The sequence below is a fragment of the Streptomyces sp. GS7 genome (genome assembly GCF_009834125.1).
Taxonomy (GTDB): Bacteria; Actinomycetota; Actinomycetes; order Streptomycetales; family Streptomycetaceae; genus Streptomyces.
The window spans coordinates 7967573-7991651 of sequence record NZ_CP047146.1 but is presented as its reverse complement, the minus strand read 5'-3'; the positions used below and the strand labels follow the sequence as shown (position 1 = coordinate 7991651).

The 24079-nt window shown below is 74.0% G+C and carries 18 protein-coding genes; 8 read left to right on the top strand and 10 right to left on the bottom strand.

Annotation, left to right across the window (positions count from 1 at the left end; genetic code table 11):
* Positions 1 to 175 precede the first annotated feature (175 nt).
* Complete coding sequence (locus GR130_RS34670; protein ID WP_159508366.1) at positions 176 to 820, bottom strand: ATP-binding protein; 645 nt, start codon at positions 818 to 820, stop codon at positions 176 to 178.
* Positions 821 to 998: 178 nt separating this feature from the next.
* On the opposite strand from GR130_RS34670, the gene GR130_RS34665 reads away from it, so the two are divergent.
* A complete protein-coding gene (locus GR130_RS34665; RefSeq protein ID WP_159508365.1) occupies positions 999 to 1415 on the top strand; it encodes a hypothetical protein in 417 nt (138 codons plus the stop codon).
* A 100-nt stretch (positions 1416 to 1515) separates the two neighbouring features.
* Here the strand turns inward: GR130_RS34665 and GR130_RS34660 are convergent, their stop codons facing one another.
* From GR130_RS34660 to deoC, 3 genes are read right to left on the bottom strand one after another with little or no spacing between them, the layout of a single operon-like run.
* Positions 1516 to 2376: an aldehyde dehydrogenase family protein gene (locus GR130_RS34660; protein ID WP_159508364.1), complete on the bottom strand. Its 861-nt coding sequence runs from the start codon at positions 2374 to 2376 to the stop codon at positions 1516 to 1518.
* A complete protein-coding gene (locus GR130_RS34655; protein WP_159508363.1) occupies positions 2369 to 3805 on the bottom strand; it encodes an aldehyde dehydrogenase family protein in 1437 nt (478 codons plus the stop codon). The genes GR130_RS34660 and GR130_RS34655 overlap by 8 nt, the downstream gene beginning before the upstream one ends.
* 6 nt (positions 3806 to 3811) lie before the next feature.
* A complete protein-coding gene (gene deoC / locus GR130_RS34650; protein ID WP_201305246.1) occupies positions 3812 to 4816 on the bottom strand; it encodes a deoxyribose-phosphate aldolase in 1005 nt (334 codons plus the stop codon).
* Between the two features lie 171 nt (positions 4817 to 4987).
* On the opposite strand from deoC, the gene GR130_RS34645 reads away from it, so the two are divergent.
* Entirely contained in the window at positions 4988 to 5614 is a 627-nt protein-coding gene (locus GR130_RS34645) for a PH domain-containing protein (RefSeq protein WP_159508361.1), read from the top strand.
* A gap of 18 nt (positions 5615 to 5632) precedes the next feature.
* On the opposite strand, the gene GR130_RS34640 is transcribed toward GR130_RS34645, so the two are convergent.
* The 4 genes from GR130_RS34640 to GR130_RS34625 all read right to left on the bottom strand — a co-directional run bounded on the left by GR130_RS34640 (position 5633) and on the right by GR130_RS34625 (position 10303).
* Positions 5633 to 6844 carry a hypothetical protein gene (locus GR130_RS34640; RefSeq protein ID WP_159508360.1) on the bottom strand — a complete coding sequence of 404 codons (1212 nt, stop codon included), beginning with the start codon at positions 6842 to 6844 and terminating at the stop codon, positions 5633 to 5635.
* Positions 6845 to 7046: 202 nt separating this feature from the next.
* Positions 7047 to 8729: a phospho-sugar mutase gene (locus tag GR130_RS34635; RefSeq protein ID WP_159508359.1), complete on the bottom strand. Its 1683-nt coding sequence runs from the start codon at positions 8727 to 8729 to the stop codon at positions 7047 to 7049.
* Positions 8730 to 8868: 139 nt separating this feature from the next.
* The gene (locus tag GR130_RS34630) at positions 8869 to 9684 is read right to left on the bottom strand and encodes a purine-nucleoside phosphorylase (RefSeq protein ID WP_159508358.1); all 816 of its coding nucleotides are present in this window, start codon (positions 9682 to 9684) and stop codon (positions 8869 to 8871) included.
* A gap of 181 nt (positions 9685 to 9865) precedes the next feature.
* On the bottom strand, positions 9866 to 10303 hold the full coding sequence (locus tag GR130_RS34625) for a gamma-glutamylcyclotransferase (RefSeq protein ID WP_043265802.1): 438 nt from the start codon (positions 10301 to 10303) through the stop codon (positions 9866 to 9868).
* Between the two features lie 140 nt (positions 10304 to 10443).
* Between GR130_RS34625 and GR130_RS34620 the strand changes: the two genes are divergently transcribed.
* Both GR130_RS34620 and GR130_RS34615 read left to right on the top strand, forming a co-directional pair.
* On the top strand, positions 10444 to 11889 hold the full coding sequence (locus GR130_RS34620) for an NAD(P)H-quinone dehydrogenase (RefSeq protein WP_201305080.1): 1446 nt from the start codon (positions 10444 to 10446) through the stop codon (positions 11887 to 11889).
* 380 nt (positions 11890 to 12269) lie between these two features.
* Positions 12270 to 13253 (top strand): DeoR/GlpR family DNA-binding transcription regulator, encoded by a 984-nt coding sequence (locus tag GR130_RS34615; protein WP_159508356.1) that lies wholly within the window; start codon positions 12270 to 12272, stop codon positions 13251 to 13253.
* Positions 13254 to 13319: 66 nt separating this feature from the next.
* Here the strand turns inward: GR130_RS34615 and GR130_RS34610 are convergent, their stop codons facing one another.
* Positions 13320 to 13970 (bottom strand): TetR/AcrR family transcriptional regulator, encoded by a 651-nt coding sequence (locus GR130_RS34610; RefSeq protein WP_443043716.1) that lies wholly within the window; start codon positions 13968 to 13970, stop codon positions 13320 to 13322.
* Between the two features lie 351 nt (positions 13971 to 14321).
* Here GR130_RS34610 and GR130_RS34605 point away from each other — a divergent pair, with 351 nt between their 5' ends.
* Complete coding sequence (locus tag GR130_RS34605) at positions 14322 to 15506, top strand: alpha/beta hydrolase (protein ID WP_159508355.1); 1185 nt, start codon at positions 14322 to 14324, stop codon at positions 15504 to 15506.
* Between the two features lie 64 nt (positions 15507 to 15570).
* Here GR130_RS34605 and GR130_RS34600 read toward each other — a convergent pair whose 3' ends face one another.
* Positions 15571 to 17340 (bottom strand): acetyl/propionyl/methylcrotonyl-CoA carboxylase subunit alpha, encoded by a 1770-nt coding sequence (locus GR130_RS34600; protein WP_159508354.1) that lies wholly within the window; start codon positions 17338 to 17340, stop codon positions 15571 to 15573.
* Positions 17341 to 17742: 402 nt separating this feature from the next.
* Between GR130_RS34600 and GR130_RS34595 the strand changes: the two genes are divergently transcribed.
* The 3 genes from GR130_RS34595 to GR130_RS34580 all read left to right on the top strand — a co-directional run bounded on the left by GR130_RS34595 (position 17743) and on the right by GR130_RS34580 (position 24049).
* Positions 17743 to 18225: a hypothetical protein gene (locus GR130_RS34595; RefSeq protein ID WP_236573794.1), complete on the top strand. Its 483-nt coding sequence runs from the start codon at positions 17743 to 17745 to the stop codon at positions 18223 to 18225.
* Positions 18226 to 18393: 168 nt separating this feature from the next.
* The gene (locus GR130_RS34585; protein WP_328707578.1) at positions 18394 to 21861 is read left to right on the top strand and encodes a protein kinase domain-containing protein; all 3468 of its coding nucleotides are present in this window, start codon (positions 18394 to 18396) and stop codon (positions 21859 to 21861) included.
* A 55-nt stretch (positions 21862 to 21916) separates the two neighbouring features.
* Complete coding sequence (locus GR130_RS34580) at positions 21917 to 24049, top strand: serine/threonine-protein kinase (RefSeq protein WP_159508353.1); 2133 nt, start codon at positions 21917 to 21919, stop codon at positions 24047 to 24049.
* Positions 24050 to 24079: the final 30 nt, after the last annotated feature.

Genomic DNA, 24079 nt, shown 5'->3' with positions numbered 1-24079 from the left:
GGGGGGAGAGCCCGAGGGGGAACACGGGGGAAGCAGGGGGGACACGGGGGAAACGAGCGGGTTCGGGCGGCCGGGGGGTCTGCCCGAACCCGCTCTCCCGTTTCTGCCGCAGACCGCAGACCGCAGACCGCAGACCGCAGACCGCCGACCCCGGCCACGCCAACCGCCGTACGGCTCAGGACCGTACGGCCGTCCCGACCGGGTCCGCGGAGCGCGCCGCCGCTATCCGTTCCAGCGCCTCGGGCCTCGCGCACGCGTACGCGCCCAGCGAGGTGTGCCGGGCCACGATCGTCCGCTCGCCGCGCAGCAGCCGCAGTCCGCGGCGCACCAGATACGGCGCCGGCTTGCGGCCCTCGCGCAGATCCCGCAGCAGCCGCCGGCGGAAGGTCGTCGTGGGGCGCCCGCGCAGGCACAGCGCGTCGGCCAGCACGCCCGCCGCCCGGCAGCGGTCGATGACGTCGGCGGCGAAGATGCCCTCGGCGATGAACAGCGGAGCCCCGTCGAGCGCCAGCCGCGACGAGCCCACCCGGGCGCTGACCGAAATGTCGTACACCGGAACCGCGGTGCGTCCCGTGCGGCACAGCTCCTCGATGGCCGCGACCGCGGCGCTCGCGTCCCAGGAGAGCGGTGAGTCCCAGTCGGCGCCGCCGCCGTCCGGCAGCTGCGGCAGCGTCGGGTCCGTGCCCTCCTTGTAGAAGTCGTCGAGGTTCAGCACGGGCAGGCCGGTCAGCGCGGCCAGGGAGGTCTTCCCGGAGCCGGACGGACCGGTCAGCAGCACGACAAGGGCGACGGGGGGCCGGGCGGGCGGGTGGGAGGTCACGGGTCACCATTGTCGGGCATTGCGCCGTGGGGGGTACCCCTGGCGCGCGAGGTGGAACGGCCGCCACCGGTCAACTACGCTACGCAGTCAATCGATTACGCAGTGCCGACTGCCCGGGTGCCGTCCGACTGTGTGACCGGTGGAGACTCTGGCTTTCCGATTCACAGGCAGGTGGCAGATGCCCTCCCACGCACGTCCCAACCCCAGCCGTGTCCCGCGCGGTGTACTGCGCGCCGGACTGGTGATCTCCGCGGCCGGCGCCGCGATGGCGGGTGGTGCCGCGGCGAGCGCCGCCCCCGCACACGGTCCCGCGCACGGTACCGCGGCCCCCCGGCTGTCCCGGTCGGACTCCAGCGGCACGTCGCTGGGCGCCGCGCTCAAGTACGGCTCGCGCGGCGGCCTCGGCCCCGTCAAGGACATCCGGCTGGACCCGATGAACAACACCGGCGTCGATCCGCTGGCCAACGGTGTCGGCACCCAGGTCGCCGACTTCAAGCCGATGAGCACGACGCAGGTGACGGGCCCGGTGACGAACGGCGGCACGCTGCGGACGCTGCCGGTGACCGGTCTGGTGATGCGGACCCTGCCCGGCTGACGCACCGCCGGCGGACCCGCACAACGGCGCGGGACCCCACCCCTGTCGGGTGGGGTCCCGCGCCGTTCGCCGTACCGGGACCCGGTCCGCCGCAGACCGGTCAGACGCCCATCGGGTGCCAGACCGTCTTCGTCTCCAGGAAGGCCAGCAGCCGCTCCGTGCCCGGCTCCGCCGTCCAGTCGGCGGCCCGCGGACGCAGCACCCGCTTGAGGTTGTCGGCCGCCGCGGTCTCCAGCTCCCCGGCCAGTTCGGCGCCGGCGCCCGTGAGGTCGATGGCGTTGACGTCCTGGTGGGCGGCGAGCGGAGCGGCCAGCTCCGCCGTGCGGCCCGAGAGGAGGTTGACCACACCGCCCGGCAGGTCGGAGGTGGCCAGCACCTCGGCCAGCGACAGCGCCGGCAGCGGGGCCTTCTCCGAGGCCACCACCACGGCCGTGTTGCCGGTGACGATCGCCGGGGCGATCACCGAGACCAGGCCCAGGAACGACGACTCCTGCGGGGCCAGCACGGCGACCACACCGGTCGGCTCCGGGGCGGACAGGTTGAAGTACGGGCCCGCGACCGGGTTCGCCGAGCCGGCGATCTGGGTGACCTTGTCGGACCAGCCCGCGTACCAGACCCAGCGGTCGATCGCCGCGTCCACCTGCGCCGCGGCCTTCGCCTTCGACAGCCCCTCGGCGTCCGCCACTTCGGCGGTGAACTGGTCCCGGCGGCCCTCCAGCATCTCCGCGGTGCGGTAGAGGATCTGGCCGCGGTTGTACGCGGTGGCGCCCGACCAGCCGCCGAACGCCTTGCGGGCGGCGACCACCGCGTCCCGTGCGTCCTTGCGGGAGGCCAGCGGGGCGTTGGCGAGCCAGTTGTCCTTTGCGTCGGTCACCTCGTACACCCGCCCGCTCTCGGACCGGGGGAACTTGCCCCCGACGTACAGCTTGTAGGTCTTGAGAACGCTCAGGCGATCAGACATTGAGGTACGCCTCCAGACCGTGCCGGCCGCCCTCGCGGCCGAAACCCGACTCCTTGTAGCCGCCGAACGGCGAGGCCGGATCGAACTTGTTGAACGTGTTGGACCAGATGACGCCCGCGCGCAGCTTGCTCGCCATCCACAGCATCCGCGAGCCCTTCTCGGTCCAGATGCCCGCCGACAGGCCGTACGGCGTGTTGTTGGCCTTCTCCACGGCCTCCTCCGGCGTACGGAAGGTCAGCACGGACAGCACCGGGCCGAAGACCTCCTCGCGGGCGATCCGGTGGGCCTGGGTGACGCCGGTGAACAGCGTCGGCGCGAACCAGTAGCCGGAGCCCGGCAGTTCGCACGCCGGGGACCAGCGCTCGGCGCCCTCGGCCTCGCCCGCGTCGGCCAGCTCGGTGATCCGGGCCAGCTGCTCGGCCGAGTTGATCGCGCCGATGTCGGTGTTCTTGTCGAGCGGGTCGCCGACCCGGAGGGTGGCCATCCGCCGCTTCAGCGCGTCCAGCAGCTCGTCCTGGACCGACTCCTGGACCAGCAGCCGCGAACCGGCGCAGCAGACGTGGCCCTGGTTGAAGAAGATGCCGTTGACGATGCCCTCGACAGCCTGGTCGAGCGGCGCGTCGTCGAAGACGATGTTGGCCGCCTTGCCGCCCAGTTCGAGGGTGAGCCGCTTGTCCGTACCGGCGACCGTGCGGGCGATCGCCTTGCCGACCTCGGTGGAGCCGGTGAAGGCGACCTTGTCGATGCCGGGGTGGGCCACCAGCGCGGCGCCGGTGGAGCCGTCACCGGTGACGATGTTGACGACACCCTTGGGAAGGCCCGCCTGGCGGCAGATGTCCGCGAAGAACAGCGCGGACAGCGGGGTGGTCTCGGCGGGCTTGAGGACGACGGTGTTGCCGCAGGCCAGCGCCGGGGCGACCTTCCACGCCAGCATCAGGAGCGGGAAGTTCCACGGGATGACCTGGCCCGCCACGCCCAGTGGCCTGGGGTCCGGACCGAAGCCGGCATGGCCCAGCTTGTCCGCCCAGCCCGCGTAGTAGAAGAAGTGCGCGGCCACCAGCGGCAGGTCGGCGTCCCGCGACTCGCGGATCGGCTTGCCGTTGTCCAGCGTCTCCAGGACGGCCAGTTCGCGCGAGCGCTCCTGGATGATCCGGGCGATCCGGAAGAGGTACTTGGCGCGCTCGGCGCCGGGCAGCGCGGACCACTTCCCGAACGCGGTGCGGGCGGCCTTCACGGCCCGGTCGACGTCGTCGGCGGTGCCCTGGGTGTACTCGGCCAGCACCTCTTCGGTGGCCGGCGAGACGGTCTTGCGCAGGTCGCCGCCGGTGCCCTCGGTGAACTCGCCGTCGATGAACAGCCCGTAGGCCGGTGCCAGGTCGACGACCGCGCGGGACTCGGGCGCCGGTGCGTAGTCAAATGCTGAGCTCATAGCGGTTCAGTCCACCGTCACGTAGTCGGGGCCGGAGTAGCGGCCGGTGCTGAGCTTCTGGCGCTGCATCAGCAGGTCGTTGAGGAGGCTGGAGGCGCCGAAGCGGAACCAGTCGGCGCTCAGCCAGTCCTCGCCCACCGTCTCGTTGACCATCACCAGGTACTTGAGCGCGTCCTTGGTGGTCCGGATGCCGCCGGCCGGCTTCACGCCGACCTGGACGCCGGCCTGCGCGCGGAAGTCGCGGACGGCTTCGAGCATGAGGAGGGTGACCGGCGGCGTGGCGTTCACGGCCACCTTGCCCGTCGAGGTCTTGATGAAGTCGGCGCCCGCGAGCATCGCGAGCCAGGAGACCCGGCGGACGTTGTCGTACGTCTGCAGCTCGCCGGTCTCGAAGATCACCTTGAGGTGCGCGGCCGTCCCGTCGGGCCGTGCGCACGCCTCCTTGACGGCCTTGATCTCCTCGAAGACGTCCAGGTAGCGGCCGGAGAGGAAGGCGCCCCGGTCGATCACCATGTCGATCTCGTCGGCGCCGGCCGCCACCGCGTCCCGGGTGTCGGCCAGCTTGACCGGCAGCGCCGCCCGGCCCGCCGGGAAGGCGGTGGCGACGGACGCGACATGGATCCCGGAACCGGCCAGCGCCTCCTTGGCGGTGGCGACCATGTCCGGATAGACACAGATCGCCGCGACCTTGGGGACGGACCGGTCCGTGGGGTCCGGATGGATGCCCTTGGCGCACAGCGCCCGGACCTTGCCGGGGGTGTCCGCGCCTTCGAGCGTCGTCAGGTCGATCATCGAGATGGCCAGGTCGATGGCGTACGCCTTCGCCGTGGTCTTGATCGAACGGGTGCCGAGCGCGGCGGCGCGGGCCTGGAGCCCTACCGCGTCGACGCCGGGGAGTCCGTGCAGGAAACGGCGCAGCGCTCCGTCGGAGGCGGTCACATCCGCCATCGACGCCAGTCGCCCCGCGGCTTCGTTGCCGGATGCGGGTACTTCCGAAATGGCAGTGGGCATGGTCACGAGGGGAGCATATCTACGCGCGTAGCGACATGCCAGCCCCCCGTCCCGACCGGAATGCGCGGCCGCCGGTGTACGGCCCCGGCGCGCCGCCATCGATGCGGTAACGCAATGACCGATGCCGTAACGCAATGTCCGCCATCCGGACAGTCGGGCAGAATCGGCGGCATGACGAGTCCGGACCGGTCCACCCCGTCCCAGCAGCAGTACGCGGAGCGCAGCTACCGCTCGCCCGCGGCCCTGGCCGGCGGCGCGCTGCTCCTCCTGCTCGGCCTCTGGCTCGGCGCCGACGCGGTGCTGCGCGGCACCGTCCACACCAAGCTCACCGCGGTCTTCGTCCTCCTCCTCGGTGTGCCGCTGGTCGTCGCCTTCACGCTGCGGCCCCTGGTCAGGGCGGGCGAGGACCGGCTGACGGTGCGCAACCCGTTCCGTACGATCACGCTGCCCTGGTCCGCCGTCGAGGAGCTGCGGGCGACCTTCTCCGCCGAGGTGTTCACCGGTGGCGGCAAGTACCAGCTCTGGGCCATCCCGGTCTCGCTGCGCCAGCGCAAGAAGGCCGCCCGGCAGCCGGCCCGCGGCGCGGGCCCGGCCCGGCCCCGCTTCGGTCTCCAGGCGGACGCCGGTCCGGCGCCGCGCGCGATGGCTGACCAGGCCCTGGAGGAGCTGCGCGAGATCAGGGAACGCGCGGCCCACCGCGAGAGCGCGCAGGGCGAACCGGAGGTGCGCTGGGCGTACGCGGTCATCGCGCCGAGCGTGGCCGGCGCGGTGGGGCTCGCGGTGATGCTGGCCCTGTAGCGGCGCCGGGCCCGCCGGCTACGGCGCGCCCGTGTACACCAGCATCATGTACGCGCCCACGTAGGCGGACGCCAACGCCGCACCGCCCAGCGCCAGTACGGCCGTCCGGCGCCGCGCCCGGACGATCCCGCGGGCCAGCGGCAGCAGCAGCGGGAAACCGGGCAGCAGGAAGCGGGCGCGCGGGAAGTACACCCCGCCGCTGCCCAGCACGATCGCCAGCAGTACACCGCTGAACACCAGCAGCGGCAGCGGCTGCCGGTCGGCCACGCACAGCACGTACAGCACGCCCGACCCGATCAGCACCAGCGAGATCACCACGTAGAACAGCTGCGGCCGGGCCTGGTAGCCGAGGATCGAGCGGAGCGAGCGCAGCGTCTCGACGCCGCCGTCCCACTCGTTGTGCCACATCTTCTGGACCGCGAAGTAGCCGTCGGCGCGGCCGAGTCGCAGCCCCACCCAGCCGACGTAGCCGAGCCAGCCGAGCGGCGCGAGGAGGGCCGCGGCGAGCAGCCGGGGGGCGGGTGCGGCGGCCGCCGCACCGCCGGGCCGCCGCCGGAGGGCGAGCAGCGCGCACAGCGAGACCGCCGCGGCGAGCGCGAGGCCGGTGGGGCGGGTCACGCCGGCGAGCAGCGCGAGGCCGCCGGCCGCGAGCCAGCGCCCCTTCAGCACCGCGTACAGCGACCAGGCGGCCAGCGCCGTGAACAGCGACTCCGTGTAGCCCATCCACTCGATCACGGCGACCGGGGCGGCGCCCCACAGGACCGCCAGGACGGTGCCGACCCGGCGCCCGTGGAGCCGGTCGCCGACCGCGAAGACCCCCCACGCCGCGAGCAGCGAGCAGCCGACGGCGATCAGCAGCCCGGCCGTCGCCCGGGAGCCGGGCGTGACCGCGGCGACGGCCTTGATGAGCACCGGGTAGAGAGGGAAGAAGGCGAGGTTGTTCTCGTGGAAGTCGTGGCCGAGGGTGTGCTCGTAGCCGTGGCCGGCGATGCCCAGGTACCAGCCCGAGTCCCACTGGGTGGCCAGCAGCGGCCACAGCCCGTGGTGCCGGGAGTGCGCCCACTTCATCAGGACGAGGGTCCCCAGGGCCCGGACGGCGGCGTAGCCGAGCAGCGCGGGCGTGGCTCTGCGGAGCGCCGCGGCCAGGGCGCCGGCCGTCTCGTGCCGCCGGGACGGCGGCGGCCCCGGGGGCGCCGGGGTGGCGGCCGGCGGGGGTGCGGTCGTGGGCACGGCGCAACTCCTGGAGGACGGGAACCGGGCACGGGGAACGTCCGGCTCCAGGGTTCCGCGCTCCGGCCCGCACCGTCGTGGAGAGCTGCGACAGGTGCAGTAGGGCTGTCACCCGTAAGGGCCGGGCTCGCGGGAGCCCGGCCCTCACTCAGTGCCTGTCCTGAGGGGTCGGGGTCGGACAGGCCGTACGGTGTGCGGCCGCTCAGATCCCGGCCGCCGCCGACACGTCCTTCTTGATGGCGGCCAGCGCCGCCGCGGCCGTCGTCCGGGCGCCGGGCAGCGCCGCCGCGTCGGCCACCGGCACCACGACCTCCAGGTAGCACTTGAGCTTGGGCTCGGTGCCGCTGGGCCGGACCACGACCCGGGCCGCCTCGATGCCGTCCGCCGGCGCGCCCGCCAGGTAGTAGCGCAGCCCGTCGGTCGGCGGGAGGGCGGCGCTGCCCTCGTTCAGGTCGTCCGCCCGGGTCACCGCCAGGCCGGCCAGCGCCGTAGGCGGCTGCTCGCGCAGCCGGCGCATCGCACCGGCGATCAGCGACAGGTCCTCGACCCGCACCGAGAGCTGGTCGGTGGCGTGCAGGCCGAACTCCACGGCCAGTTCGTCGAGGAGGTCGGCCAGGCCGCGCCCGGCCTGCTTCAGCTCCGCGGCCAGCTCGGTGATCAGCAGCGCGGCGGTGATGCCGTCCTTGTCGCGGACGCCCTCGGGGTCGACGCAGTAGCCCAGCGCCTCCTCGTAGGCGTAGCGCAGGCCGTCGGCGCGGGCCAGCCACTTGAAGCCGGTCAGCGTCTCCTCGTAGGGGAGCGAGGCGCCCGCCGCGATACGGGACATCAGCTGGGAGGAGACGATCGTCGTCGCGAACGTGCCCGTGGCGCCCTTGCGGACCAGGTGCGCGGCCAGCAGCGCGCCGACCTCGTCGCCGCGCAGCATCCGCCAGCCCTCCGGCGTACCGGGGGCGGGCACGGCGACGGCGCAGCGGTCCGCGTCCGGGTCGTTGGCGATGACGATGTCGACGCTGCCCGGGGCCCGGGAGCGGGCGGTGGCGAACGCGAGGTCCATCGCGCCCGGCTCCTCCGGGTTGGGGAAGGCGACCGTCGGGAAGTCCGGGTCGGGCTCGGCCTGTTCGGCGACGACCGCGGGGGCCGGGAAGCCGGCGCGCGCGAAGGCGGCGACCAGGGTGTCCCGGCCGACGCCGTGCATCGGCGTGTAGACGACGCCGATGTCCCGGGCCGACCCGGGCGTCAGCACCGCGTCCGTACGCTCCAGATAGGCGGTCAGCACGGCCTCGTCGAGGGTCTCCCAGCCCGCCTCCGGGCGCGGCACGTCGGCCAGCGACCGGACCGCGGCGATCCGCTCGGCGATCCCGGCGTCCGCGGGCGGCACGATCTGCGAGCCGTCGCCCAGGTAGACCTTGTAGCCGTTGTCCCGCGGCGGGTTGTGGCTGGCGGTCACCTCGACGCCGGCGACCGCGCCCAGGTGCCGGATGGCGAAGGCCAGCACGGGGGTGGGCAGCGGGCGGGGCAGGACCGCGGCGCGCAGACCCGCACCGACCATGACCGCGGCGGTGTCCCGCGCGAAGTCGGCGCTCTTGTAGCGGGCGTCGTAGCCGACGACGACGAGGCCATCCCCCTGCCCGCTGTCCTTCAGGTACGCCGCGAGCCCGGCCGCCGCCCGGATGACCACGGCGCGGTTCATCCGCATCGGACCGGCGCCCAGCTCGCCGCGCAGCCCGGCGGTGCCGAACTGGAGAGTGCCGGCGAACCGCCCCGCCAACTCGTCGAGATCCTCCGCCTCGATCAGCTTGGCGAGCTCGTCCCGGGTCTCCGGGTCGGGGTCCTCGGCCAGCCACGCCTGGGCCCGGCTGATCAGCTCCGCGGGAACGGTAGCCACGTGATGCTCCTGCCTGTGGATGCGTTGTGGGGGTTGCGTACGGTCCGGCCGGCCCCGCGGGCGGCGGCCGCCGGCCCGTGCCCGGCCCCCGCCGGCAGCTGGATTCTGCCGCCGCCGGAGGTCTCCGGGCCGGTTCCGGCTAGATCTTGGCGAGGACCTGGCCGAGCAGCGCGCCCATCCGGGTCGCGGAGTCGCGGCCGGCCTGGAGCACCTCTTCGTGGTTGAGCGGCTCGCCCGTCATGCCGGCGGCGAGGTTCGTCACCAGCGACAGGCCCAGCACCTCGGCGCCGGCCTCGCGGGCGGCGATGGCCTCCAGGACCGTGGACATGCCGACGAGGTCGGCGCCCAGGGTGCGGATCATCTTGATCTCGGCCGGGGTCTCGTAGTGCGGGCCGGGGAACTGGACGTAGACGCCCTCCTCCAGGCTCGGGTCGACCTCCTTGCACAGCGCGCGCAGCCGCGGCGAGTACAGGTCCGTCAGGTCGACGAAGTTCGCGCCGATGATGGGGGAGGTGGCGGTGAGGTTGAGGTGGTCGCTGATCAGGACCGGCTGGCCGGGGCGCATACCGTCGCGCAGGCCGCCGCAGCCGTTGGTGAGGACGACGGTCTTGCAGCCGGCGGCGACGGCGGTGCGGACGCCGTGCGCGACGGCGGCGACGCCGCGGCCCTCGTAGTAGTGGGTGCGGCCGAGGAAGACCAGGGCGCGCTTCTCGCCGATCCGGTACGAGCGGATCTTGCCGCCGTGGCCGGCGACGGCGGGCGGCGGGAAGCCGGGCAGCTCGGTGACGGGGAATTCGTGCTCGGGCGCGCCCAGGGCCTCGGCGGCCGGGGCCCAACCGGAGCCCATGACCAGGGCGACGTCGTGGCTCTCGGCGCCGGTGAGCTCGCGGAGGCGGGCGGCTGCGGCGTCGGCGGCGCCCTGCGGGTCGATGTCCGGGGTAACAGATGCGTTCACGCGGACGAGGGTAGCCGGTAATCCCCTACGCGCGTAGATGTCGGTGCCCACGGCGCTGGGAACGGGTGGTTGTGGCTTCTGCCAAACGGGGTGCGGCGCGGTGCGGTGCGCGAGGCGCAGACGGGCGCCCGGCCGGCGGGGCCGCACCCGGCCCCGGTCGGCGGCGGCGTCCGCGGGCCCGTCAGCAGGGCCGCTTGCGGATCTCCATCACATAGTCGTGCGGGGCGCCGGCGGACTCCGCGGCGTCGGCGATCTCGCCCAGGTAGCGGGCCGAGGGGAGGCCGCCCTCGTAGCCGTTGAGGACGTAGATCCAGGCGGCCTCGTCGCCGTCGAGGGTGTGCACCCGGACCCGCATGCGGCGGTAGATGTCCAGGCCGACGCCCTCCCAGCGGTCCATCGACTCCTCGTCCATCGGGGCGATGTCGTAGAGCGCGACGAAGAGCTGGGAGCCGGGGTCCTCGACGACCGTCGCCAGGGCGCCCTCCCAGCCCATCTGCTCGCCGCCGAACGTGAGCCGCCAGCCGTTGAGCCAGCCGGTGCCGCGCAGCGGCGAGTGCGGTGCGCGGCGGGACATCAGCCGCGCGTCGAGGTTGCCGGCGTACGCGGCGTAGAGCGACATGCTTCCGAGGGTACGGGAGGTTCCTCGATGGGCTCGTGGTACCGGAGGTTCGTACGACGGGGCTGTCGAGAGCACGGACCGGCGCCCGCCCGGCGGGGTCCGCGCCCCCGGGCGAGAGGTACGTACGGGCGTGCGGGACAATGGAGTACGTGACTCGGATCGTGATCATCGGTGGCGGACCCGGCGGATACGAAGCGGCCCTGGTGGGCGCCTCGCTCGGCGCGGAGGTGACCGTCGTCGACTGCGACGGTCTGGGTGGAGCGTCGGTGCTGACCGACTGCGTCCCGTCGAAGACCCTCATCGCCACGGCCGAGGTGATGACGAACTTCGACTCCTCGTACGAGGAGCTCGGCATCAGGGTCGAGGACGACACCCCCTACAAGGAGCGTCCGGCGCGGGTCGTCGGCGTCGACCTCGGCAAGGTCAACCGACGCGTGAAGCGGCTGGCGCTCGCCCAGTCGCACGACATCACCGCCTCCGTCACGCGGGCCGGCGGCCGGGTCATGCGCGGTCGCGGCCGGCTGGAGCCGGGCCAGGCGCCGGACGGCTCGCGGAAGGTCACGGTCACCGCCGCCGACGGCACGTCCGAGGCGCTGATCGCCGACGCCGTGCTGATCGCCACCGGCGCGCACCCGCGCGAGATCCCCGACGCGCTCCCCGACGGCGAGCGGATCCTGAACTGGACGCAGGTCTACGACCTCACGGAGCTGCCCGAGGAACTCATCGTGGTCGGCTCCGGTGTCACCGGAGCCGAGTTCGCCGGTGCCTACCAGGCGCTCGGCTCCCGCGTCACCCTCGTCTCCTCCCGCGACCGGGTGCTGCCGGGCGAGGACCCGGACGCCGCCGCCGTGCTGGAGGACGTCTTCCGCCGCCGCGGCATGAACGTCATGGCGCGCTCCCGCGCGCAGTCCGCCAAGCGGGTGGGCGACCGCGTCGAGGTCACCCTCGCGGACGGCCGGACGATCTCCGGTACGCACTGCCTGATGGCGGTCGGCTCCATCCCCAACACGGAGGGGATCGGACTGGAGGCGGCCGGGGTGAAGCTGAAGGACTCCGGCCACGTCTGGACCGACAAGGTCTCGCGGACCACGGCTCCCGGGGTGTACGCCGCGGGCGACTGCACCGGCGTCTTCGCGCTGGCGTCGGTCGCCGCCATGCAGGGGCGGATCGCGATGTACCACTTCCTCGGCGACGCGGTCACGCCGCTGAACCTCAAGACGGTCTCCGCGAACGTCTTCACCGATCCCGAGATCGCCACCGTCGGCTACTCCCAGGCCGACGTCGACGGCGGCGTGATCGACGCCCGGGTGGTCAAGCTCCCGCTGCTGCGCAACCCGCGCGCCAAGATGCAGGGCATCCGCGACGGCTTCGTGAAGCTGTTCTGCCGCCCCGGTACGGGCATCGTCGTCGGCGGCGTGGTCGTCTCGCCGCGCGCCAGTGAACTGATCCACCCGATCTCGATCGCGGTCGACAACAACCTGACCGTCGAGCAGATCGCCAGCGCCTTCACGGTCTACCCGTCGCTGTCCGGATCGATCGCCGAGGTCGCCCGCCAGCTCCACACCCGCAAGGCCGCCAGCGAGTAGGGACTGTCCGACCCCGACCCCCACCCCGACCCCGACCTCGGCCCGGCGAACCGGCCCCGGCGAACCGCCCGTACGGCGGGCAGCGGAAGGGCGCCGGGCGGGTGAGCGGCGCACGGAACAGCATGGAATATTTGTGCCCCCGGTGGGCACTTGGGGTGAAACGGTCCTGCATGGTCAGGATCGGGCAACCTCTCTCCGGGGGCCCTGCTCGTCCGCCCGGGAGCGTAACTGACCAGGCATCGAGCACGTTTGGGTAGGCAGGGTGTCGGGGCACAGCATGTGCATGCCGCATATCACGTGATGCGGTGCCGTGTGAACAACTTCCGTTAATTGGTGCAACCTGCTGAAAACAGACGGTCGTTGGCGTTACTGTCAGTTTCGTGTTCGCTGCAGAACGTCGCCAATTGATCCTAGAAATGGTGCGTGCGAACGGAGCCGTGTCGCTCCGGGAGCTCGCCCGCGTCGTCCAGACCTCTGAAGTAACCGTACGGCGCGACGTGCGGGCGCTGGAGGCGGAGGGACTGCTCGACCGCCGGCACGGCGGTGCGGTCCTACCGGGTGGCTTCACCCGGGAGTCCGGCTTCCCGCAGAAGTCCCACCTCGCGACCGCGGAGAAGACGGCCATCGCCGACCTCGCTGCGGGCTTCGTCGAAGAAGGCGAAGCCATCGTCGTCGGCGCCGGGACGACCACCCAGGAGCTGGCCCGCCGGCTCGCCCGGGTCCCCGGCCTGACCGTCGTCACCAACTCCCTGCTGGTCGCCCAGGCGTTGGCCCATGCCAACCGGGTGGAGGTGGTGATGACCGGCGGGACCCTGCGCGGTTCCAACTACGCGCTGGTCGGCAGCGGGGCTGAGCAGTCGCTCCAAGGGCTGCGGGTCTCGCGTGCCTTCCTGTCGGGCAGCGGCCTGACCGCGGAGCGCGGGCTGTCCACCTCCAACATGCTCTCCGCCAGCGTCGACCGGGCGCTGGTGCAGGCGGCGGGGGAGGTGGTGGTGCTCGCCGACCACACCAAGCTCGGCTCCGACACGATGTTCCAGACCGTGCCGACGGACGTCATCACCCGGCTCGTGACGGACGAGCCGCCGGCCCATGACGACCGGGCCGCCACGGAGTTGCAGGCGCTGGCGGACCAGGGCGTCCAGATCGCCGTCGCCAGCGGCTCACCGGTCGGGCAGGGGCCGGGCCAGCCCGGCGTGGACGCCGCCCCGCCGGAGCGCCGGGGCCCGCGGCGGGACGTGCCGCTGCCGGGCCAGCGGCGCAGCCACCCGGGTGGTGCGGCCGGTGCCCCGCAGCTGCGTTCCGCGGGCTCGCTCGCGGACGGGCCGGGCGGCCGGGTGGCCGACCTGGCACCACGGCGCCGCTGAGCGGCCGGGCGCGGCCGGGCGGCCGTCGCGGCAAGGCTTCCCCGGCCCTGCCGTACCCGACAGGACCTAGACCCCCGCGCCCGCCGCGCCCGCCTTGAGCCCCCGTAGCGTCAGCGTCAGCAGCCGGTCGGGCAGCTCCGGGTCGTCGGGGGACTCCTCGGCGGCCAGGGCGATGCCGTTGGTGAGCTGCATCAGGTCGTTGATGCCGACGTCACGGCGGACCGCGCCGGCCTGCTGGGCGCGGGCCAGCAGCGCGCCGCCGGCCTCCCGCATCGGCACGCTGCACCGCGCCATCCCCGAGGACTCGTCGGCCGACGCCGTCATCAGGGCCCGGGACAGGCCCCGGTAGGTGCTGGCGTGGGCGATGATCGCGCGCAGCCAGTCGACCAGCGCGGTGCACGGCTGCGGTGCGTCGGCCAGTTCCCTGGCGTAGGCGAGCAGGGCATCGACCTCGCCCTGGAAGACCGCGCCCATCAGGGCGGTGCGGTTGGGGAAGTGCCGGTAGAGCGTGCCGATGCCGACGCCCGCGCGGCGGGCGATGTCCTCCAGCGAGGTGTCCGTGCCGTGCTCCGTGAAGGCCGTACGGGCCTCGGTCAGCAGCCGCTCGTAGTTGCGGCGCGCGTCGGCCCGCATGGGGCGTACGGTGGGCGCCCCCGCCGGTGCGTGCGCCGCCGCGGCCCGCTCTGCCCGCCGCTGCCCTGCCGTCTCGGTCGCCATCGCCCGTCCTTCCTCGACCTGGCCGGTCCCGCCCGGATGCGTCCAGGATGCCATCGCACCGGCGGCGACCGGGCCGGGACGTACGCCCCCGAGGCCCGGTGGACGGGCGGCGGCCGGCGGGTGACGCTCCGGGGTACCGCGGCCGACGGCTGGCCGAACTCCTCGGAAAGGCCGCAACGTCACCGTTCCAAGGGCCATCAAACCTGGCGCAATGAGGTCTTCCGGGGGCTTCCGGAGGCCGCTGGAACACGTTGCGTGGCGACCGGCCGCCGTAGGGACCGGCGGGGCGAGCGCGCTGCGTACGGATATCCGGGAACAGCCGGAATATCCCGGACACCTGGGGAACATGCCATGGGACTGACCAGCCGGTCGCTGTTGTACGCCATGATCGCGGTCGCCGTGGTCTGCGTGGGGCTCACGGTCTGGATGTGGCCGCGGTTCGCGGGCCGCGGGCCGCGGGCGGTGCTGGGGCGGCTCGGCCTGATCGCCGCGACCCAGTTGAGCATCGTGGCGGCGCTCGGGCTCGGGGTGAACGCCAACTTCGAGTTCTACGCCTCCTGGCACGAGCTGCTCGGCCTCTACGACGGGGCGCCGGCCGCCGTCGGCAAGTGGGGCGACCAGGGCAAGGCGGGGCCCGCCGGGGACCCGTCCAAGGGGCTCGTGCAGGCGTCCGGCCCCGAGGGCCTGGACAAGGTGCACGGGATCCCCACGGGGCCGCCGGACAAGAACGGCAAGGTCGAGACCGTGAAGATCGTCGGCAAGCGGACCCGGGTGGTGAACCCGGCGTACGTCTACCTGCCGCCGCAGTACTTCCAGAAGCAGTACGCCCGCCAGCGGTTCCCGGTCATCGTGGCGCTCGCCGGCTACCCGGGCGGGATATTCCTGCTGGGCCAGCACCTGCGGCTGCCGGAGACCGCGTCCCAGCTGATCCGCAGCGGCAAGATGCAGCCGACCGTCATCGTCATGCTGCGGCCCACCATCGCGCCGCCGCGCGACACCCAGTGCGTCGACGTGCCCGGCGGCCCGCAGGCCGAGACGTTCTTCGCCAGCGACGTGCCGGACGCGCTGCGGTCGCACTACCGCGTCGGCACCGATCCGGGCGCCTGGGGCGTCATGGGCTACTCCTCGGGCGGCAGCTGCGCTCTCCAGCTGGCCATGATCCACTCCCGTACGTACACCGCGGCGGCGGCGCTCTCGCCCGACTACAAGGTCTCCGACGACCCCACCACCGGCAACCTCTTCGGCGACGGCAAGGACCGCGGTCGGCGCCGCGAGGAGCACGATCTGATGTGGCGGCTGAAGAACCTGCCCGCCCCGCAGGTGAACGTGCTGATCGGCACCAGCCGTGCGGGCGAGCCCAACTACCCGGCGGCGAAGGCGTTCCTGGCCGCGGTCAAACCGCCCATGAAGGCCGACTCGATCATCCTCGACCACGGCAGCCACAACTTCGCCACCTGGCGGCGCGAACTGCCCGCCGCGCTGCAGTGGATGAGCAGGTCGCTGACGTTCCCGGAGGACGTGGTCGGGAGTTCTTGAACGGGAACGGGCGCCCGGCGGCTGGCTGCCGGGCGCCCGTTCCTGTCGGCGGTGTGCCGCCGGGTCAGTCCTTGATCTCGCAGATGACCGCGCCGGAGGTGAGGGCGGCGCCGACCTCGGCGGTGAGGCCCTTGATGGTGCCGGAGCGGTGCGCGTTGAGGGGCTGCTCCATCTTCATGGCCTCCAGGACGACGACCAGTTCGCCCTCGGTGACCTGCTGGCCCTCCTCGACGGCGACCTTGACGATGGTGCCCTGCATCGGCGAGGCGAGGGCGTCGCCGGAGGCGGCGCTGCCCGACTTCTTGGCGGCCTTGCGCTTCGGCTTGGCGCCGCCGGCGACCGCGGCACGGGCCAGCGGCATGCCGAGCGAGGACGGCAGGGAGACCTCCAGGCGCTTGCCGCCGACCTCGACGACGACCGTCTCGCGGGTGTCCGCCTCGGCCTCCTCGCCGCCGGGCGCGGCGAACGGCGGGATCTCGTTGACGAACTCGGTCTCGATCCAGCGGGTGTGGACGGTGAACGCCTCGGCGGAGCCGTCCAGTTCGGGGGCGAACGCCGGGTCCTTGACGACCGCGCGGTGGAACGGGATGGCGGTGGCCATGCCCTCCACCTGGAACTCGTTCAGGGCGCGGGCGGCGCGCTGGAGGGCCTGCGCGCGGGTGGCGCCGGTGACGACCAGCTTGGCCAGCAGGGAGTCCCAGGCCGGGCCGATGACCGAGCCGGCCTCGACGCCCGCGTCCAGGCGGACGCCCGGGCCGGACGGCGCGGCGAACGTGGTGACCGTGCCGGGCGCGGGCAGGAAGTTGCGGCCCGGGTCCTCGCCGTTGATCCGGAACTCGAAGGAGTGGCCGCGCACCGCCGGGTCGTCGTAGCCCAGTTCCTCGCCGTCGGCGATGCGGAACATCTCGCGGACCAGGTCCAGGCCGGTGACCTCTTCGGTGACCGGGTGCTCGACCTGGAGGCGGGTGTTGACCTCCAGGAAGGAGATGGTGCCATCCTGGCCGACGAGGAACTCGCAGGTGCCGGCGCCCTCGTAGCCGGCCTCCTTGAGGATGGCCTTGGAGGCGCGGTACAGCTCGGCGTTCTGCTCGTCGGAGAGGAACGGCGCGGGGGCTTCCTCGACGAGCTTCTGGTGACGTCGCTGCAGCGAGCAGTCGCGGGTGGAGACGACCACGACGTTGCCGTGCTTGTCCGCCAGGCACTGGGTCTCGACGTGGCGCGGGCGGTCCAGGTAGCGCTCGACGAAGCACTCGCCGCGGCCGAAGGCGGCGACCGCCTCGCGGACCGCGGAGTCGTACAGCTCGGGGACCTCTTCGAGGGTGCGGGCGACCTTCAGGCCGCGACCGCCGCCGCCGAAGGCCGCCTTGATCGCGATCGGCAGGCCGTGCTCCTCGGCGAAGGCGACGACCTCGTCCGCGCCGGAGACCGGGTCGGGGGTGCCGGCGACCAGCGGGGCACCGGCGCGCTGCGCGATGTGCCTCGCTGCGACCTTGTCACCGAGGTCGCGGATGGCGTGCGGGGGCGGGCCGATCCAGGTCAGGCCCGCGTCGAGGACGGCCTGGGCGAACTCGGCGTTCTCCGAGAGGAAGCCGTAGCCGGGGTGGACCGCGTCCGCGCCGGAATCGGCGGCGGCCTGCAGGACCTTCGCGATGTCCAGGTAGCTCGTGGCAGGGGTGTCACCGCCCAGGGCGTATGCCTCGTCCGCCGCCCGTACGTGCAGGGCGTCCCGGTCCGGCTCGGCGTAGACGGCTACGCTCCCGATCCCGGCGTCCCGGCATGCCCGGGCAACGCGGACAGCGATTTCGCCACGGTTGGCGATGAGCACCTTGCGCACGATGGGTCCTTCCTTGGCGCTACGCCGCAACACACTGAACGCAGCGAGTTTAGGGACTGGCGACACCGCGTGCCGACCCGTTCCCTGGGGTGAGCTTGCCCACACGGAGCGTGCACGCGGCGATGGTGAGGGACCAAAGTCCGTTGGAATCCCAGGGTAGGCCCGGATTCCAGGGCTCCGGCTCGCGGCACGGTGTGGCCTAGGTCTCGAACTGCGGACGTCCGGCGGACCGTCAATTCTTTGTGGAGTCCCTACGAATGGGCGAGTGAAAGTTTTCGGGTGGGCACGGCGCGTGCGGACGCGCCGGCGCGGGTCCGGACGGGGTCGTGCACACCCCTTGCTCTCACAGTTACCCGTTAGTAGCGTGCCTGATGCCTTCTGTACTCCTGGTAACGGCTCGTGATGACGGCGGATGACGGTGGAAGTGGGGTGGGCGGGGTGGTGGCGCGCAGACCGGTGGCTCTGGCGGCGGCGGTGGTCCTGATCCTTGAGGCGGCCGGGATCCTGCTGCTGAACTGGATCCTGAGCATCGTGGTGGACCGGCAGCAGATGTCGCTCGCGGGGCTCCAGCCGCGCGCGATGTCCGCCGGGGCGTGGGTCGGCGGCGGGGTCTTCGGCGCCTTCCTGGCCTTCTGCGCGGTGGTACTGCTCCGCAGCGCGCTGCGCGACCGCGCGCCCGGCGGGTTCGCGCGCATCGTGCTGATCGCCTGTGCCGTGGTGCACGGGGTGCTCGGGGCGTTCGCCATCGGGCTGGTCGGCTGGGTGGCGTTCCTCGCGATGATGGTGGTGCTGGCGATGCTGGTGCTGACCCTGGTGGCGTACGGGGAACCGCGCGACGCCGGTGCCGGGGCCGACGCCCCGGCCCCGGGCGGCTCACCCGCCTGACGCGCCCCCGCCCCCCCGCCCGCCGCGGGTCTCGGCCCGCCCCGAACTCCTGCCGCGGCGGGCCGAGTTGGATGCCCCTCCGGGGCGCGCGGTGTGCCCTTGTAGGCTCTGTGGGCCGTTGCCGGGGGCACGGCACGGGCGGAACAGGGGCAGAGGGGGAGAGGGCGCATGCAGCCGCATGACGCGCCGACGGGCGAGCCGCGGCGGTTCGACGCCATCGGGCCGTACCTCGTGCTGACCGCGCTGGACGACGCCGCCTCGCCGGTGCCCGTACCCGAGCGCCGTTACGTGGCGCGCAGCGCGGACGGCGACCGCGCGGTCCTGATCAGCCTGCCGCTGCCGGGCGCGGACGCCGGGCGGTTCCTGGCCGAGGCGGAGACCTCCCGCTATCTGCTCGGACGGTGGTCGGCGCCGGCCACCGAACTCGCCGCACCGGGCGAGCCGCCCTGGCACGCCCGCCCCTATCTGCCCGTGCTGCCGCTGCCGGCGGCCCTCGCCGCGCACGGCGGGCCGCTGCCGGAGCGCACCGTTCGGGCCATGGGCGCCGCCCTCGTGGAGACGCTGGCCATCGGGCACGGGCAGGGCCTGGCTCATGCCGGGGTCTGCCCGGCCGCGGTGCTGCTCGCCGCCGACGGGCCCCGGCTGACCTGCTTCGGCGCCGTCCGTGCGGCCGCCGCGGACGGCACGCCGCGCTCCGGGCTGCCGGGGCTGGAGTCGGGCAGCCTGCCGCCCGAGCAGGCCGCCGGGGAGCGGCCGCTGCCGGCGGGGGACGTGTATGCGCTGGGCGCGACGCTGGCGTACGCCGCGACCGGCCACACCGTGCCCGAACGGGACGAGATCCCGGCCGGGTTGCGGGCGCTGGTCGGCGCCTGCCTGTCGCGCGACCCGGCTGCCCGGCCGCGGCCGGCGGAGCTGCTGGACGCGCTGGCCCCGGCCGCCGGGACGGTCGGACCGGCCGGGACGGGGGGAACGGTCGGGACGGGGGGACCGGCCGGGACGGAGGGGCCGGGGGACCGGGCCACGGCGGTGCTCGCCGCGGTACCCGCCGCCGTATCCGCGGCGGCACCCGCTGCCGCTCCCGCGCGCCCGGCCGCCGTCGCCGACGCCCCGGCGGACCGCGCCGCCGCGGCCCTCGGCCCCGGCTGGCTGCCCGGCCGGGTGATCGCCGCGCTGGCCCGGCAGTCCGCCGCGCTGCTGGCGGTGAACCTCCCTGAGGAGAAGCGTGCGGTCCCCGCGGCGCCCGCCCCCGCCCCGCCCGCCGAGACCCCGGTGCCGGCCGGCGCCACGCTGCCGATGTCCCCCGGCCACCGACAGCCGTCCCCCGCCCCCCGCCCGGTGTCCCCCGCCCCCCGCCCGGCGTTCCCCACCCCCCCGCCAGGACTGAAGCCCGTGCCGCTCCCGCTCACTCACGACGACCCGGCCGGGTTCGGCCCGTACCGGCCGATCGCCCGCCTCGGCAGCGGCGGTATGGGCACCGTCTATCTGGCCCGTTCGCCGGGCGGCCGGACCCTGGCGATCAAGACGATGCACGCCCGGATCGCCCGGGAGGCCGAGTTCCGCACCCGGTTCCGGCTGGAGGCGGACGCCGCCCGGGTCATCGGCGGGCGCTACGGCGCGCAGGTCGTCGACGCCGATCCGGCCGCCGAAACGCCCTGGCTGGCCACCGAGTACGTCCTCGGCCCGCCGCTCGACGAGGCGGTGGAGCGGGGCGGCCCGCTGCCCGAGGGGGCCGTACGAGCCCTGGGGGCCGGGCTGTGCGGGGCGCTCGGCCAGCTGCACCGCTCCGATGTGGTGCACCGCGACCTCAAGCCGTCCAACATCATGGTCACGGCGCACGGCCCGAAGGTCATCGACTTCGGCATCGCCCGCGCCATCGGCGACGAGCGGCTGACGCACACCGGCGCCGCGGTCGGCACCCCGGCGTTCATGTCGCCGGAGCAGGCCGCCGGGCAGGAACACACCCCGGCCGGCGACGTGTTCGCGCTCGCCGGGGTGCTGGTGTTCGCCGCCACCGGGCGCGGCCCCTTTGGCGGCGGCCGGCCGGCCGACCTGCTCTACCGCGTGCGCTACGGGGACCCCGACCTCACCGGGGTCCCCGGCGCCCTGGTCCCGCTGCTCACCCGCTCCCTGTCCAAGGACCCCGCGCAACGGCCCACCACGACCGAGCTGGCCGACCGACTCCACGACGGCGACGGGGAGTTCGCCGACCATCTGCCGGACGCGCTGCTGGCGCTGATCGGCGGGCGGGCGAGCGAGGTCTGGCAGGTCCGGCCGGAGCGGCTGCCCGCTCCGGCGGACGCCGCCACCCTGCCGCCGGTCCCGGCGGAGGCCGGCCGGCGCGGCCTTTCCCGCCGCGGTCTGCTGACGGCCGGGGCGGGTTCGGCGCTCGGGCTGGCGGGCGCCGGCGCCGGGCTGTGGGCCTGGCTCTCCTCGGGCGGCCCACAGCCCCAGGGGGCTTCGTACACCAAGCCGTCGCCGGGCCCCACGGTGCCGCCGCTCGCGAGGAAGAAGCTGGACTCGCTCTGGCAGAGGCAGATCGCCGAGCCGGACCGGTCTGCGACGCCCGGCAATCCCGCGCCACCGGCCGCCCTCGGCGACCTGGGCATGGTGTTCGCCGCCCAGGGGCCGGCCGGCTTCGACCCGGCGGCGGGGACCGTCCGCTGGATCGCCGACGGAGACCTGGGCGGCTGGGAGGTCGCCTGCGACGGCACCCGCCTCTACGGCCTGCCCTCCATCGGCCAGGCCGGCGCCGACGCCCCGCTGCGGATCGTGCCGATCGACCCCGCCACCGGAAAGGCGGGCCAACCGGCCGTCGAACTCGCCGACTTCAACGGCGTCACCCAGCTCAACCAGCTGCTCTGCGTCACCGCCGACACCTTCTACGTGGTGGCCTGCACGGGCCCGAGCAATGACATCTACTTCCAGCCGGACAGGCAGACCTGGTCCGTCGCCGCCGTCGACCGCGCGCGCGGCACGGTGCGCTGGCGGCAGCGGCTGCCGGACCGCCCGCCCAAGGCCAAGTGGGTCGGATCCCTCCGCCTCTACCACCTCGCCGCCCAGGCCGCCGGCGACCGCCTCGTCCTGCTCTTCGAGACCAACGACGGGAAGATCCGCGCCCAGGCCCGGGACACCCGCACCGGCGCGCTCGCCTGGGACCGGCCGTTCGCCGTCGGCCGGGACCTGGTACGGCCCCAACTGGCCACCGACGCCGGCCACGTCTACCTGGGCAACGGGCCGCTGCGCGCCCTGCGGCTGAGCGACGGCACGCCGGCCTGGGACAGCTCCGCCGCCCGCCCCGGGAAGACCTACGGGCCGCCGACGCTCAAGGGCGGCGTGCTGTACGCGGTGGAGAAGGGGCTCGGCGCCGTCGCGTTCGACGCGGCGAGCGGCGCGGTGCGCTGGACCCAGCAGGGCGGCGACGCCGGACGGTCCGCCGTCTACGACCCACCGGTCGTCGGCCCCGGCCACGTCTACGTCCACAGCAAGGCCGAGGGCGTGCTCCGGGCGGTCGGCCTTTCCTCGCACCTGACCGCCCACACGTACAAGACCTCCGCGGACCGCTTCGCCGCCCACGAGGCGGCCAAGGTGGTCCTCGCGGTCGGCGGCCACTACCTCGCCGCGTTCCCGCTCCAGTGACCGGCACCTGCCGGCCCGCTGCCGGCACGTCCCTCCGCCAGAAAGCCCCCATGCCATGAAACCCCTCGGCACCGGCGACCCGCTCCGCCTCGGCCCGTACCGTCTGCTCGGCGTGCTCGGCGAAGGCGGTATGGGCAAGGTCTACGTCGGCCAGGACGCGGCCGGCACCGTCGCCGCGGTCAAGGTGCTGCGGCCCGAACTCGCCCACGAGACCCAGCTCGCGCAGCGGTTCGTCCGCGAGGCGCAGGCGGCGCGGGCGGTCACCGGCAAGGGCGTGGCGAACGTCCTGGGCGCGCAGACCGAGGGCGGGCGGCCGTGGATCGCCACCGAGTTCCTGGCCGGTCCGACGCTCGACCAGGCGGTGGAGGCGTACGGCCCGTTCGGCGAGGCGGCGGTGCGCGCGCTGGCCGCGTCCCTCGCGCTCACCCTGGCGGACATCCACGCCACGGGCCTGATCCACCGCGACCTCAAGCCGCCGAACATCGTGCTCACCTCGTCCGGTCCGCGCATCATCGACTTCGGCATCGCCCGGCCCGAGCACGGTCTGACCCTCACCACCACCGGCCAGGTCCCGGTCACCCCCGGCTACGGCGCCCCCGAGCAGGTCCTGGGCCGCCGGGTCGCCCCGCCCGCCGACATCTTCTCGCTGGGCGCCGTCCTGGCGTACGCGGCGACCGGCAAGCGGGTCTACGAGGGCAGCCACATCGCCGCCGTCCAGTACGCGGTCGTCCACGAGGAGCCCGATCTCTCCGGCGTCCCGGAAGCGCTCCGCGTGCTCATCGCGCCGCTGCTCGCCAAGGAGGCGGCGGCCCGCCCCGCGCCCGCGCAGATCGCCACCGCCTTCGCCCCGCCGCGGGGCGCCGAACGGGCCTGGCGGCGCGGGCCGGTGGCCCAGGACATCAAGGAGCGGGAGAGCGGCATCCACGAGCTGACCACGCTGACGGCGGGTACGGACGCCGGGCCGCCGGTGTCCCGCCGCCGGCTGCTGATCGGCGCCGCGGCGGGCGGTGCGGTGCTCGCCGCGGGCGGCGGGGCGGCGGCGCTCTGGTGGCCGCGGCGGCGCCCGCCCGTCGCGAAGACCGACCTGTTCGCCTTTCCGCCGGCGGCCCGGACGCCGGTGGCGCATGTGCTGAACGCGGACGCCGGCGACTACGTCAACGGCGGCTCCCCGAAGGCGTTGTGGGGCCCGCTGAACGTCCTCGCTTCCGACACGCCCGCCCCGCTGCCCGTACGGGACGTCATCGTCTTCGGCGCGCTCGGCGGCGGTATCGCGGCCCACAACGTCGTGGACGGGAAGCGCCGTTGGGCCGCGCCGGGCATCCGCGCGGACCGCCGCTACCTCTCGCTCTCCGACCGCCTGATCGCCGCCGTCGACGACCACGGCACGCTCCGGACGTTCGTCGCGACCACCGGCGAACCCCGCTGGACCACCCCCGCCGAGGCGGACTCCCTGCTCGCCGCCGACGACCACGCGGTCTACGCCCTGACCAAGGACCACCGGCTGCGGGCCGTCGGCCGGTCCGACGCGCGGATCCGCTGGACCGCGCCGATCGACCCGCCGTTCCGCGCCAGGATCCAGCCGCCCGGGGTGATCGCCGACCGCCGGCTGGTCCTGGGCACCCTCGACGGCCACGTGCTCGCCGTGGACACCGCCACCGGCCACCGGGTCTGGGACATCCGCGACCAGTCCGACCGCTACGTCCGCCCGGCGCTCTCCGGCTCCACCGTCTACTTCGGCGGCACCACGCTGACCGCCCGCCGGATCACCGACGGCAAGGAGCTGTGGCACGTCAAGGAGAAGGACTACCTCAACCGCCCCTCGCGCTACGGTGTGGTCACGGCCTACCCGGACGCGGTCTACGCGGCCTTCGAGCACCTCGAACACGACGACGGGACGGAGTCCACCCTGCCGATGAAGCGGCGGCCCGACGACGGCAAGGAGATCTTCCAGGTGCGGGGCTCCGCCGGCATCACGACGCCGGTCGTCGTCCAGGGCGGCGGCATCTGGACGATCTACACCGTCGGCCGGGGCATGCAGGCCGAGGTGCAGACCGTGGACAAGAATAGCGGCTACCCGGTCTGGAGCTACCAGCTGCCCGACTCACAGGGCCGCCAGTGGCTGTCCGCCGACGGCAACCGCGTCTTCGTGATGAACGACGGCGACCTGTGGGCGCTGCCGGTGTTCTGAGAGCGGCGCGGTACGAGTGTCCTCGACTTT

What these genes read in the sequence shown, in the direction of transcription:
- GR130_RS34665 (WP_159508365.1), top strand. Translation starts at nt 999, where the DNA reads ATGCCCTCCCACGCACGTCCCAACCCCAGCCGTGTCCCGCGCGGTGTA.
- GR130_RS34660 (WP_159508364.1), bottom strand. Translation starts at nt 2,376, where the DNA reads ATGTCTGATCGCCTGAGCGTTCTCAAGACCTACAAGCTGTACGTCGGG.
- GR130_RS34655 (WP_159508363.1), bottom strand. Translation starts at nt 3,805, where the DNA reads ATGAGCTCAGCATTTGACTACGCACCGGCGCCCGAGTCCCGCGCGGTC.
- deoC (WP_201305246.1), bottom strand. Translation starts at nt 4,816, where the DNA reads ATGCCCACTGCCATTTCGGAAGTACCCGCATCCGGCAACGAAGCCGCG.
- GR130_RS34645 (WP_159508361.1), top strand. Translation starts at nt 4,988, where the DNA reads ATGACGAGTCCGGACCGGTCCACCCCGTCCCAGCAGCAGTACGCGGAG.
- GR130_RS34625 (WP_043265802.1), bottom strand. Translation starts at nt 10,303, where the DNA reads ATGTCGCTCTACGCCGCGTACGCCGGCAACCTCGACGCGCGGCTGATG.
- GR130_RS34620 (WP_201305080.1), top strand. Translation starts at nt 10,444, where the DNA reads ATGGAGTACGTGACTCGGATCGTGATCATCGGTGGCGGACCCGGCGGA.
- GR130_RS34610 (WP_443043716.1), bottom strand. Translation starts at nt 13,970, where the DNA reads ATGGCGACCGAGACGGCAGGGCAGCGGCGGGCAGAGCGGGCCGCGGCG.
- GR130_RS34605 (WP_159508355.1), top strand. Translation starts at nt 14,322, where the DNA reads ATGGGACTGACCAGCCGGTCGCTGTTGTACGCCATGATCGCGGTCGCC.
- GR130_RS34595 (WP_236573794.1), top strand. Translation starts at nt 17,743, where the DNA reads ATGACGGCGGATGACGGTGGAAGTGGGGTGGGCGGGGTGGTGGCGCGC.
- GR130_RS34585 (WP_328707578.1), top strand. Translation starts at nt 18,394, where the DNA reads ATGCAGCCGCATGACGCGCCGACGGGCGAGCCGCGGCGGTTCGACGCC.
- GR130_RS34580 (WP_159508353.1), top strand. Translation starts at nt 21,917, where the DNA reads ATGAAACCCCTCGGCACCGGCGACCCGCTCCGCCTCGGCCCGTACCGT.